The 12374-nt window shown below is 53.4% G+C and carries 9 protein-coding genes and 1 riboswitch; of the genes, 6 read left to right on the plus strand and 3 right to left on the minus strand.

Annotated elements, in window-relative coordinates; translation table 11 throughout:
- The 6 genes from HNV11_RS03675 (at position 1) to HNV11_RS03700 (ending at position 10524) form a co-directional block, all read left to right on the plus strand.
- Positions 1–1377: a M16 family metallopeptidase gene (locus tag HNV11_RS03675; protein WP_171738374.1), complete on the plus strand. Its 1377-nt coding sequence runs from the start codon at positions 1–3 to the stop codon at positions 1375–1377.
- Positions 1378–1540: 163 nt separating this feature from the next.
- Positions 1541–2677, plus strand: a complete 1137-nt coding sequence (locus HNV11_RS03680; RefSeq protein WP_171738375.1) for an acyltransferase family protein — start codon at positions 1541–1543, stop codon at positions 2675–2677.
- A 76-nt stretch (positions 2678–2753) separates the two neighbouring features.
- A riboswitch (cobalamin riboswitch) is annotated at positions 2754–2977 on the plus strand.
- Between the two features lie 77 nt (positions 2978–3054).
- A complete protein-coding gene (locus HNV11_RS03685; protein ID WP_240163749.1) occupies positions 3055–5028 on the plus strand; it encodes a TonB-dependent receptor plug domain-containing protein in 1974 nt (657 codons plus the stop codon).
- Positions 5025–6125, plus strand: a complete 1101-nt coding sequence (locus tag HNV11_RS03690) for a DUF5074 domain-containing protein (RefSeq protein ID WP_171738376.1) — start codon at positions 5025–5027, stop codon at positions 6123–6125. Before HNV11_RS03685 ends, HNV11_RS03690 begins: the two co-directional genes overlap by 4 nt.
- A 299-nt stretch (positions 6126–6424) precedes the next feature.
- A complete protein-coding gene (locus tag HNV11_RS03695) occupies positions 6425–9532 on the plus strand; it encodes a PVC-type heme-binding CxxCH protein (protein ID WP_171738377.1) in 3108 nt (1035 codons plus the stop codon).
- Positions 9533–9588: 56 nt separating this feature from the next.
- Complete coding sequence (locus tag HNV11_RS03700) at positions 9589–10524, plus strand: hydroxypyruvate isomerase family protein (protein WP_171738378.1); 936 nt, start codon at positions 9589–9591, stop codon at positions 10522–10524.
- 70 nt (positions 10525–10594) lie between these two features.
- Here HNV11_RS03700 and HNV11_RS03705 read toward each other — a convergent pair whose 3' ends face one another.
- The 3 genes from HNV11_RS03705 to pnuC form a co-directional block, all read right to left on the minus strand.
- Positions 10595–10903, minus strand: coding sequence for an isoamylase early set domain-containing protein (locus HNV11_RS03705; protein ID WP_171738379.1), 309 nt, complete (start codon positions 10901–10903; stop codon positions 10595–10597).
- 150 nt (positions 10904–11053) lie between these two features.
- Entirely contained in the window at positions 11054–11599 is a 546-nt protein-coding gene (locus HNV11_RS03710) for an AAA family ATPase (RefSeq protein WP_171738380.1), read from the minus strand.
- Positions 11599–12270, minus strand: coding sequence for a nicotinamide riboside transporter PnuC (pnuC, locus tag HNV11_RS03715; RefSeq protein ID WP_171738381.1), 672 nt, complete (start codon positions 12268–12270; stop codon positions 11599–11601). Before pnuC ends, HNV11_RS03710 begins: the two co-directional genes overlap by 1 nt.
- Between the last annotated feature and the right edge of the window lie 104 nt (positions 12271–12374).

The following is a 12374-nucleotide window of genomic DNA, read 5'->3' on the forward strand; positions in this document are numbered from 1 at the left end:
ATGAAAACAATACTGACTCTCATTACGGCCCTGTTTCTGACGGGCCTGGCATCGGCGCAGACCTTCAAGGTGCCGCCCTATCAGAAATTCAAGCTCAAAAATGGCCTGACCGTTTACCTCATGGAGCAGCACGAGGTGCCGCTTATTAATGTCTCAGCGGTTTTCGATGCCGGGGCGGTGCAGGATGGTAACCGTTACGGTCTGGCCAATATGACGGCCGATGCCCTGCTGTTTGGCAGTGCCAAATACCCAAAAGCGCAGCTGGAGGAAAAAACCGAGTACGTCGGGGCCAGCATTGATACATATGCGGGAAAGGAAGTCGCCAAGCTCTCGGCTTCGTTCGCCGTGAAGGATCAGGACCTGCTGTTCGATATTATTCAGGACGTAATTACCCGGCCGACGTTCGATCAGGCGGAATTTGATAAGTATAAGCAGCGGCAGCTGCTTCAGCTTACGATGCAGAAAGAAAGCCCGCGGGCCGTGGTGAACTCGTATTTCAACCGGTTTGTGTTCGAAGGGCATCCGTATGCCAACCCCGTAACGGGTACACCAACGGCGGTGTCGGCTATCTCGGCCAGCGACGCCCGGCAGTTTTATCAGAAAAACTTTACCGCCGACCGGTCAGCCATCGCTATTGTGGGCGACTTCAACACGGCCGACATGAAAAAGCGGATTACCAGCCTGCTGGGGGGCTGGAAAACGCCAGCTGCGACCTCGCCCAGGCTAACTGACCCTACGTTCGCCTTCTCGGGCAACCGGGTGCTGCTGATCAACAAAGATGACGCCCGCGAAACAACGTTCCTGATCGGTGGCAAGGGCATTACGCAGAACAACCCCGATTTTATTCCGGTCACGGTGGTCAACACGATTCTGGGCGGACGGTTTACATCCTGGCTCAATGACGCGCTGCGGGTTAACTCGGGCCTGACGTACGGAGCCGGGAGCCGGTTTGGTACCTACCGGAACAGCGGTACGTTCGCTATCTCGACATTTACCAAAGTGAGCACCACCACGGAGGCAATTGACATGGCCCTGCAGGTACTCGACAGTCTGCACCGTACGGGTATTGACGAAAAAACGCTGACATCGGCCAAGAATTACGTCAAAGCCGATTTCCCGCCCCGGTACGAGTCGGCGAGTGAGCTGGCCAGTCTGCTGACGGATATGTTCAGCCTGGGTTTCGATGAATCGTTCATCAACAACTTCCAGAAAAACGTGGATGGACTGACGGTGGCTAGAACCCGCCAGATTATCGATCAGTATTTCCCGAAAAATAATCTGCAGTTCGTTCTGATCGGTAAAGCAGAAACCATTCGGGATAAGGTAAAGAAATACGGGACGATTACTGAGAAGGAAATTAAGGCGGATGGGTTTTAACTCCCCGGCGACACCTGAGTCGATCCTATTAACAAATGACTAAAGGCCAGACGATTATAAAAAGTCTGGCCTTTTTTAGACCTCAATCTGCCGTTTAATTAATAAGGGCCTGCTATATGCGTAAACAATGATAGCTTGTACAGTTTTTAACCGTCCGTAACTAATGGCACCAGTTTTACCCGCCGAAACTAAACGACAGGAATCCTACTTTACCTGGCTCAGAACGATCTATACGGGTTTCTTCGCCAGTAATACCCGTCTGACCTGGATCGATTATGCCCGCGCTGTTTCGATCATGGTCGTTGTGTATGGCCACACGGCCACCGGCGTGGCAAAAGCGGTGGGTGGGGTGGCACCCGCTATCCTGTATGTTCCGCAGCTCTATAATCACCGCATGGCGGTATTCTTTCTGGTGTCAGGCATGTTTATCCAGAGCAGTATCGCCAAGCGGGGCTATAAAGGGTTTGTCTGGAATCGGTTCGCAACCTTACTTTACCCGTATTTTTTGTGGGGCGCACTGCAACTGACTACCCAGATTCTGCTGTCGGGACAGACCAACACCAAACGCGACTGGACGTATTATCTGTATCTGTTCTATAATCCCCACGAAGTAGACCAGTTCTGGTATCTCTACGCGCTTGTGAGCGTAGCTGTTATGTTTGCCCTGACTTTCCACTTTCTCAGGATTCGGGGGCTGTGGCAGGTGGCGCTGGGACTGGTGATGCGGTATTTCGCGCCGATGGTACAGGACTACAGTGCTCCGTATTACCTGATGTATTTCTACGTCTTCACGGCGGTTGGCTATGTACTGACCGATGAGATGCTGAAGCGCGATTTGCTTGGTCGGATCAATGCCAAAGCCTGGACCCTGGCTCTGCTACCGGTGTTTGTGGCTTCGCAGTGGTACTGGCACACCACGGGCCGAGACAATGTCAATAACATGGTTTATCTGGCAATCACGCTCGGGGGCGTAGCCATGAGTATTCTGGTTTGTTATCTGCTCAGCCGGTGGGGCGCTGCCCGCTGGATGCGCTTCATAGGCTACCATTCCCTCTATATTTATCTGGTTCACATCTTCATCGTATCGGGCCTGCGCATTGTAGCCACGAAGGTGCTGCATTTTTATCAGCCCATACCGCTGATTATCATTGGCATTGTCCTGGGATTAACCTTACCCATTCTATTCTATCACCTGGCCCTGCGCTTTGGTGCCTGGTGGCTGTTTTCATGCGATAAATCCGAGATGGATGCGTATAAACGCCCGAAACCAGTACCGCAACCGGCGGCTGCCATATCGTAGCAAGCCAGACCTGTCGTTAATGAATCTTGCAGCCCCGGATAATCGGGGCTGTTTTTTTGTTTGGCCGATACCGCTACCTTTGTCGCGAGTTTTCGGTGCCTGATGCTGCTTCGTGGCGGCTTTCACGGCTTAAAAGGGAATTTGGTGCAAAGCCAAAGCTGTCCCCGCAACTGTCAGTCTCAATAATCAGTCGGTTCCATCTGCGTAGCCACTGCCTGAAAACGGATATATCCAGCAACAGGTGGGAAGGCCCGAACCGGCGAGACGAGCCAGGAGACCTGCCGACGACCATTCGCTGTTCTGGTGTTCGGAGGAAACGTCCAGACCGCGTGCCATACGTAGCAGGTGGCTTAAGGTCTGTTTTTCCGTTTTAGCAAGTGAAGAAAACCCGCTGGTGGTTTCATGGAGCCGTTTGGGCTGCTCTCATTCTCTCCGGGATGAGGCCTCCGGAGGCATCTGCCCTATCGTCTGAACGCGGCCGGGAACTGGTCTGTCAGGCCGATACCGCCGTGCCGCTGTCGGCAGTGACGGTGCGGGCCATTGCGCCCGAACGATTTCTGGCGGGGCAGAAGCTCCAGCGCGTTGATTCGACAACCCTTCTTCAATTTCGGTTTGGGATGCTGACCGATCTGCTGGCGCTCAACACACCGCTGGCGTTCAAGAGTTACGGTCCGGGTCAACTGGCAACGGTCTCCTTTCGCGGCACGTCGGCGAATCACACGGCAGTCCTCTGGAATGGTATCAATATTAACCAGCCCAATCTGGGGCAAACGGATTTTTCGACCCTGCCCGTGGCGGGTTTCGACCGACTGGCCGTGCAGTACGGCTCCTCGGCAAGCGTCGTGGGTTCCGACGCGGTTGGTGGGAGCGTGCTGCTGGGCAGTAGTCCCGTCTGGAAACCGGGATTTTCAGCAACGCTTGGCCAGCAGATCGCTAGTTTTCAGAATCATCAGACGCAGGCTGGCATCCGGTATGCAAGCACGCCAGGACAGATTTGGCAGGTAGCGGGAAAAACGTTTGCGTACCGTAACCAGTTTAACAACGTTTATCCTTATACCGAACGACGCAACTATTTTCTGGAACAGTCCGAAACCGCGCAGCGCGGGCTGGTTCAGGACCTTTATTTTCGGCACAGAAGCGGACGGCAACTGTCGGTTAATGCCTGGCTGTCCGACAATGATCTGGTTGTTGCGCCTGACGATACCATCGCCCGCGAACGAACCCGAACTCAGTCGGCGCGTTTGCAGGGCACCTATGAAGCCGACCGTCTGACCGTCCGACTTGGCTGGATTCGGGATGTATACGATTACGCCAAGGGCAATTTTGATGCGCCAAGCCACACCCGAACGGACCGGTTTGTCAACCGCGTCGAGCGGGAGTTCGTACTCTTGCCCACCCGTGAAAGTCTGCGGCTGAATCTGCGCATCGGGGGGGAATGGTCGCACTACCGCACCGTAACGGATGGCTACGGCGGACAGCTAATTACCGAAAACCGGGAGGACCTGTACGCCCTGCTGCGGTTTCAAACGGTCCGCTGGCTTGTATCGGCTAACGTCCGGCAGGCATTTGTAACGCGCTTTAATCCACCCCTGACTCCTTCGCTCGGTGCCGAGTACCGGCTTGTTCAGCACCGCTCCTTTGCGCTGACAGCTAAAGGGTCGGTAGGCCGCAGTTACCGTGTCCCGACCCTGAACGAACGCTACTGGCTTGGGCTGGGGAATCCGAATCTGCGGCCCGAACGGGGATTTAATCTGGAAGCCGGACTGGTGGCCAACGCTACGTTAACGGAACCACTCCGTCTGACTGTAGAAGCAACCGCCTATCAGAACCGCGTGGACGACTGGTCATACTGGAATCCGGACTACGGCTATCGGGTCGAAAACCTGCAACTGGTGGTTTCGAAGGGTCTTGAGCTAAGTACGAACCTGACGTACACACAGGCCCGCTGGCAGGCAGGGCTGCGGGGCGGCTATGCCTTTATCCAGTCCTCGCAGGAGCGTGCCTATAGTACCTACGCGCAGGACGTTGTTGGGCGGCAACTGCCTTACGTACCATTGCATACGGGCACGCTGAATATCTTTTTACAGCAACACCGAACGCGCCTGACGGTGCAGACGCAGGCAACGTCGCGCCGGTACATTACGTTTGACGAAAGTCAGTTTTTCCGGGGCGTCACGCTAACTAATGTTTTGCTGGAGCATACCGTCCGGGTTGGGCCGGTGGCGGGGCGGGTGCAGGGGCAGGTCAACAACGTATTCGACGCGCTGGCGTTCAGCGTAAAACGAAATGCCTTGCCCGGTCGGAATATAGCAATTAACTTATTACTCAATTTATTTCCCAGTACTCCATGAACAACCAATTGAAGAAGAGCATCCTCCTTGGGTTAGTGGCCCTGAGCGCGTGGAATTGTCAAACGCCAGACCCCCAGCCTTCGCCCTATGAGTCGGGGGCGTATATCTTAAACGCTGGTAATTTTACCGACAACAACGGTTCCATTTCGTTCCTCCCGCGCAACTCAACCACCCCGGTAACGGACATTTTCAACGCAGCCAACACCCGTACGCTGACGGGTGGCGTACGCGACTACACCGAAATCGACGGCAAGGGCGTAATTCTGGTTGACAACAGCACGGCCGGTCAGGATAAGATTGAGGTAGTCGAAGCCGGGACGTTCAAGTCGCTGGTTACGTTTAAAGCTCCCGACGTCGAGAATCCTCGTTACGTCGTGTATGCCGGCCCGAACAAGGCGTATATCAGCTGCTGGGGCGCAACCGGGAGCGGAACTAATTTCTTCGCCAATCCTGGGTATGTACTGGTTCTGAATCTGGCCTCGAGAACCATCGCGAAGAAGATTCCGGTAACTAAGGGAGCCGAACGGATGGTTGTAGTCGGGAAGGAAGCCTTCGTCGGGAGCGCCGGTGGCGACCGCGTTCTGACGGTTATCAACACCGAAACGGATGAAGTGCAGCAGCCCGGTCTCGATATCGGGGTTAATCCCAATCCGATTGCCTTCGACGGCAACGGAAAACTATGGGCGTATGCTTCTTCAACGAAAGAAATGGTGCGGATAAACCCGAACACTAAGTTTGCCGAAGTCCGGCTGAAGGTAGGCAGTGGCAGCAAATCGCCCGGCTCGATTGTGCTGAGCGCCGACAAGCAGTTCTTCTATTTTGTGAACTCCTTCTACGACCCGGCGGATAACTACAAAGAAAAAGGCGAGACGTACCGCTTTTCAATCAACGACACCAGTATTCCGGCTACAACGCCCTTTATTCCGCGCCTGTTCAGTGGTCTGGGCGTTGATTCCAGCGACCCACGCGGATTGATTTATGCCGGCGTGACGCCCTCCTATAAGCAGGCGGGTTACGTTCTCCGCTATTTGCCCAGTGGTGCGCTGGTTGATTCGGTGCGGGCCGAAATTGCCCCGAGTGGGTTTTTCTTCCGTTAATCCGAAATAACTCTAACATAATCCGGCCCGGTAGGTAGTCCCTGTCGGGCCGGGTTGTTTATTGGCTTAGGCGATTCGTTTTGTCTGATGGCGTAAATTATGAATCTGAAAAGAATTTACGTGCTAAGCAGCGAGATAGGTGGTAAAAAGAGTAGAAAGCAGCCTTCCTAGGGTTTGATGATGGATGGTTTCTTACGACTGTTCGGGTGAAATTGATTTCCAGATTCTGAAATAAAGACTTTCTTTATCACTATATTTACGGGTTATAATACAATCCATTGCTCTTTCAACTGTTCCTTATGACTTCTTTTCGGCTACCAAACTTTATACGTTCCCGGCGAGCGCTAACGCTCTCAGCGGCTGGCTTGCTGGTGAGTGGGGCCTTCATTGGTGCCTACCAGAACCGAAACCTGAACGCAGCCTCCAGCCGTTACCTGACGAGCCTGTTTGCCCAGCTTAGCGACGACGATAAGCACGACCCAAAATATGCCGTGGGTAGTCTGAACGTCGCGCCGGGACTGGAAGCCACGCTGTTCGCGGCTGAGCCAATGCTGACGAATCCGACCAACATTGACGTAGATGCCAAAGGGCGCGTGTGGGTCTGCGAAGCTTACAACTACCGCCCGGCCGTCAACGGTAACCCGACACGTAAGGAAGGCGACCGGATTGTGATTCTGGAAGACCAGAACGGCGACGGTAAAGCCGACGTTACGAAGGTTTTTTACCAGGGACAGGACATCGAATCGCCCCTCGGTATCTGGGTGCAGGGCAATAAAGTAATCGTCTCCGATAGCCCGAACGTCTGGGTGCTGACCGACGAGAACGGCGATGACAAGGCCGATAAAAAAGAATTACTGTTTAGTGGAATTGGGGGCGAACAGCACGATCACGGCATGCATACGTTCGTGTTCGGCCCGGACGGCAAATGGTATTTTAACTTCGGTAACGAAGGCCGCCAGCTATTGGACAAGGACGGAAAACCGGTGGTGGATATTGCGACCGGCAAAACCATCGACCGGACTAATTTTAAACAGGGTATGGTGTTCCGCTGCGACCCCGACGGTAAAAACGTAGAGTTGCTGGGCCAGAACTTCCGGAACAACTACGAAGTTGCCGTTGACTCCTATGGTACGCTCTGGCAGTCGGACAATGATGACGATGGCAACAAAGGCGTGCGGATTAATTACGTTATGGAGTACGGCAACTACGGCTATACCGACGAGATGACCGGTGCAGGCTGGCAGGCCAACCGCGAAAATATTGAACCCGAAACGCCCCGGCGTCACTGGCACCTGAACGACCCCGGCGTTGTGCCGAACCTGCTTCAGACCGGGGCCGGTTCGCCAACGGGTATCATCGTTTACGAAGGAAAACTCCTGCCTCAGCAGTTCCAGAATCAGGTCATCCACTGCGATGCAGGTCCGAACGTAGTCCGGTCGTATCCGGTGCAGAAAGAGGGTGCGGGCTATACGGCCAGGATTGTGAATGTTCTGGAAGGTGCACGGGACCAGTGGTTCCGCCCCGCCGATATCTGCATAGCGCCGGATGGTTCGCTGATTATTGCCGACTGGTACGACCCCGGTGTAGGTGGTCACCAGGCAGGCGATCAGAACCGGGGCCGGGTGTATCGTGTGGCCCCGCCCAACTCACCCTATAAAATGCCGAAGGTTGACGTAACCACTACTGACGGTGCGATTGAAGCGCTGCAAAGTCCGAACATGGCAATACGGTATGCGGGCTGGCAGAAGCTGCACGAGATGGGTGGAAAAGCCGAGAAAGCGCTGGCAAAGATGTATAAAAGCAGTGCTGATCCACGGATGCAGGCTCGTGCCCTGTGGCTGCTGAGCAAACTGGACAAAGGTCAGAAATACGTGGAGACGGCTTTGAAAAGCAATAATCCTGATCTGCGGATTACCGCGCTTCGGGCGGCCCGCCAGCTTGGCAGCGACCAAACCATTTCGGCCGTAAAACAACTGGTCAACGATTCGGATGCCCATGTTCGTCGGGAGTGCGCCATCGCTTTACGTTTGAGCAAGTCCGCTGAGGCACCGTCACTTTGGGCACAGTTGGCTAACAAACACGATGGCAACGATCGCTGGTATCTGGAAGCACTCGGTATTGGTGCCGATGGCAACTGGGATAGCTATTACACCGCTTGGGTGAAGCAACTCAACGGCGATCCGCTGGCTAACGCCGGTGGTCAGGATATTGTCTGGCGCGCTCGCACGAGGGAATCTGTGCCCATGCTTGCTAAACTGGCGGGTGATGCCGGCACCGATCTGAACCAGCGGCTGCGGTACTTCCGGGCGTTCGACTTTAACCCCGGTGCCGTAGAAAAATCAAACGCCCTGTTAGGAATTCTGCAGGCAAACAGCGGCTCTACCGACGTAACCAAGCTGGCCCTGCGCCACCTGGATCCTGACTTTGTGAAAACCTCGTCTGTGGCCTCCAGTGCGTTAACCAAACTCATGGATGACATATACGGCACTAAGGAGTACATTGAGCTGGTTACGCGCTATGAGCCGACTTCCGAAAACGCCCGCCTGAAGCAGATGGCCATGGCGAAAGCCTCGGACGTAATCGGCCGGGATGCCGCCCGACAACTGCTGAAGCAGAACGGTAGCCCGCTGGTTTGGGACGTCATTAATGGCAATGATACCGATGCTACGCTGAACATGCTGACCGCTTTACGTCGGGTGGGCAACAAAGAATCGCTGGAAATCCTGAAGAATGTCGCTTTAGATGAAAAACGGCCGGTGGCTGTTCGTCGGGAGGCTGTTCGCTCACTAGGTGGCAGCTACGAGGGTGAGGAGATCGTACTGGCGCTGCTTAAGTCGGGTGAGATCAAGGGCGAATACAAGGCGCCCGCCGTGCAGGGTGTTAGCGGAGCGTGGCGGAAAAAGATTCGTCAGGAAGCTGCGACCTACCTGGACGCAGGAACCGCTACCAGCAGCAAAAAGCTCCCGGCTATGAACGAGTTGTTGGCCATGAACGGCGACGCGACAAAAGGCGTCAACGTCTTTAAAACGAACTGCACCATTTGCCACCAGGTCAACGGTGAAGGTATGGACTTCGGCCCGAAACTGTCGGAGATTGGTTCCAAGCTGCCGAAAGAAGGGCAGTATCTGGCTATTCTGCATCCTGACGCCGGTATCAGTTTCGGTTTTGAGGGCTGGGAGGTGAAATTCAAGGATGGCAGCACCATGTCGGGTATCGTTTCGAGCAAGACAGAAACCGATCTGCAAATGAAATTCCCCGGTGGTGTCGTGCAGAACTATAAAATGGCTGATGTAGTCTCGATGAAGAAACTGGATTCGTCCATGATGCCATCGGGTCTCCAGGATGCCATGAGTACGCAGGAGCTGGTTGACCTGGTTGAATACTTAGCAAGTTTGAAAAAGAAATAAAAATTGTCTGGACCGCAGGGACAATACTCTTAGGTCCGGACGCTCCACAATTCCCTATGCAACGACGCAATTTTGTCAAATCGACTCTCGGTGTAGCCGGAGCCGCTATCTCGGGTGAAGCAATGGCCAACAACTGGCACTCGCAGCCCAATCTTCTGGCTAAGAATACGTTCAAGCTCAAATATGCCCCTCATATCGGCATGTTTGAAAACAGCGCCGGTAAAGATCCGATTGATCAGATCAAATACATGGCCGACTTGGGCTTTATGGCCCTGGAAGACAACGGCATGATGGGACGTGAACCGGCTCTGCAGGAAAAAATGGGCAGGGAACTGGATCGGCTGGGAATGACGATGGGCGTGTTCGTACTCGATAAAGGTGGAAACTCGCAGAACGCGCTGGCTGCCGGAAAACCCGAATTCATAGACATTTTTCTGAATGGATGCCGGCGGGCCGTAGAAACGGCAAAACGGTGTAACGCTAAATGGACCACGGTCGTCCCCGGCGATTTTCAGCGGAATCTGCCGATTGGTATCCAGACCGGAAACGTAATCGATGCTCTGCGTCGGGGCGCCGATATTCTGGCACCTGCAGGTTTGACGATGGTACTGGAGCCGTTAAGCGATACGCCGAACCTGTTTCTGCGCACCTCCGATCAGACCTACGAAATCTGCCGGGGCGTCAACAGCCCGTCGTGCAAGATTCTGTTCGATATCTATCACATGCAGAAAAACGAAGGGCACATTATTCCGCATATTGACTGGGCCTGGAACGAAATTGCTTATTTCCAGATCGGCGACAACCCCGGACGGAACGAACCAACCACGGGGGAGATCAATTACAAGAATGTGTTCAAGCACATTTACAAAAAAGCCAAAGCCGAGAACAAGGAGTTTGTGTTCGGGATGGAGCACGGCAAATCAATGCCCGGCAAGGAAGGCGAAATGGCGCTAGTGAAAGCGTACCTCGAATCGGACAGCTTTACGGTTTAATTGAGATAAAAGTGACGGGGCGGCCGGGAGAATACTCTCTCGGCCGCCCCGTCACTTTTATCTTTCGCTATTACAATACAACCACCGAATTCTGAGCGTCAGAAACTCCGCTTGCTACGTATTTGTCGGCAGCCGAGTCATTTACCCAAGTCGCGCCATCGAGAATGTAACGGTATTGATACTCGTTGCCAACTGGCAACTCAACCGTCGTCTTATACGAACCATCTTTTTGCTTTTTCAGCACCTGAGCTGTGGCGTCCCAGTTGTTGAACTCACCGGCCAGGGCGACCGTCTTGGCACCGTTGACGGCATCCGCCGGCAACTCAAACGTTACTTTACAAACAGGCTTACTTTTGAGAAATTGTTTGGCAACTGCCATAGTGGTCCATTGTTTGGTTTCTAATGCAAAATTATATCACAAAATAAATAAGTTAATAGTTATCAGCTAATTAACTTATAATATTCTTCGTAAAGTTATAAGTAATATATTATGTTTTATAATTATTTCTCTAGTGTACTGATTAATTTACTATACGGAACCGGGGGCGTTCAGAAGTTGATCAGCCAGTTGACGTACGGTAGTAAGACGTTCTGAGTATGAGCCACTTACTAGGACGTAGGGAAGGTTACGGTGGTCAAGTTCAGTCTTAAACCGAGTCATTAGTTCGGTTCGTCGGTGGCCCAGATCACGTAATCCATCGGCCACCCAGGGCACATCAATATCCAGCAAAACGTAGGCGTCGTACTGAATTTGCTGCTCCAGTTCATAGAGAACGGGCGGCACCTGACCCAGATAAATATCCGAATAAATCTGCGTGGTTATTACGTCGGTATCGCAAAATAAGATGCGGTTGGCCTTCTGCTCGGCGGCTAGTACGGCCTGGGTCTGCGCGTGCCCGATGCGGACAATGTCGTCTAACGAGAACTCATTGGAGGTAATGAGGTCGCGGGCAACTTCGGGCACAAAAACGGTCTGGTACTCGGTTGCTAACTGCCGAGCCATGGTGGTCTTTCCCACACTTTCGGGGCCGAACAGGCAAAGTTTACTAACTGGCTGCGCTATTTTCTCACTCATCACGACAGAGGTTGGGTAGAATAGCCCCGGTATTCCCGCGTCCAGTTCCAGGCTCCTAGCGCGGCAATGAAGCAAAAAACAAAGTATTCAACGCCAACTAATTTGACGCCTTTCACAAAATACATATACGTCAGAATGACGTCAACACCGAGCCAGACGTACCAGCACTCCACGCGCTTCTCGATCATTAGAAACGTAGCGACGATACTCATGACTGTTGTAAACGAATCCAGATACGGGAAGGCGCTGGGCGTGCTGAACAGGACCGGAAACCACTCGTGCAGGTTACTGGCAAAAGTGCCCAGCAGACCGGTTGCCACGATGCCCGCTACGGTCCAGACTAGAAACCGGCGCACAGGCATACGCGTAATGCGAAGTTCCTGGTCTTTATTTTCTTCACCGCGTTTCGGGTGAGTCCACCGCCACCAGCCCTGCAGGTTCGTAACGAAGAAAAACACCTGCAAAAACATATCGGGGTAAAGCTGAATCTGGTAGAACAGGAAAAAGAACAGCACAACGCTGCCCGCGCCAATGGGCCAGCTCCAGACGTTGGCCCGCGCCGACAGCCAGACCGCCACTGCGCCACTCACCACCCCAAAGAACTCCAGATAACTCATGGGGTAATCCCAGATGGTAAAGAAAAGCGTATTGATGTCAAAAAAATCAATCATGGGTCAAAGTAATCGGCAGGCAGAATCGGCTTTAGTTTCGTAAAAGTACAGCACAAACGTTCTGCTTTGACTAACTCCAGGTTGGCCGCGGAGCAGTATCTAAC

Source organism: Spirosoma taeanense (assembly GCF_013127955.1).
GTDB lineage: Bacteria > Bacteroidota > Bacteroidia > Cytophagales > Spirosomataceae > Spirosoma > Spirosoma taeanense.

Coding starts and splice junctions, on each gene's coding strand:
- HNV11_RS03675 (WP_171738374.1), top strand. CDS start 1: ATGAAAACAATACTGACTCTCATTACGGCCCTGTTTCTGACGGGCCTG.
- HNV11_RS03680 (WP_171738375.1), top strand. CDS start 1,541: ATGGCACCAGTTTTACCCGCCGAAACTAAACGACAGGAATCCTACTTT.
- HNV11_RS03690 (WP_171738376.1), top strand. CDS start 5,025: ATGAACAACCAATTGAAGAAGAGCATCCTCCTTGGGTTAGTGGCCCTG.
- HNV11_RS03695 (WP_171738377.1), top strand. CDS start 6,425: ATGACTTCTTTTCGGCTACCAAACTTTATACGTTCCCGGCGAGCGCTA.
- HNV11_RS03700 (WP_171738378.1), top strand. CDS start 9,589: ATGCAACGACGCAATTTTGTCAAATCGACTCTCGGTGTAGCCGGAGCC.
- HNV11_RS03705 (WP_171738379.1), bottom strand. CDS start 10,903: ATGGCAGTTGCCAAACAATTTCTCAAAAGTAAGCCTGTTTGTAAAGTA.
- HNV11_RS03710 (WP_171738380.1), bottom strand. CDS start 11,599: ATGAGTGAGAAAATAGCGCAGCCAGTTAGTAAACTTTGCCTGTTCGGC.
- pnuC (WP_171738381.1), bottom strand. CDS start 12,270: ATGATTGATTTTTTTGACATCAATACGCTTTTCTTTACCATCTGGGAT.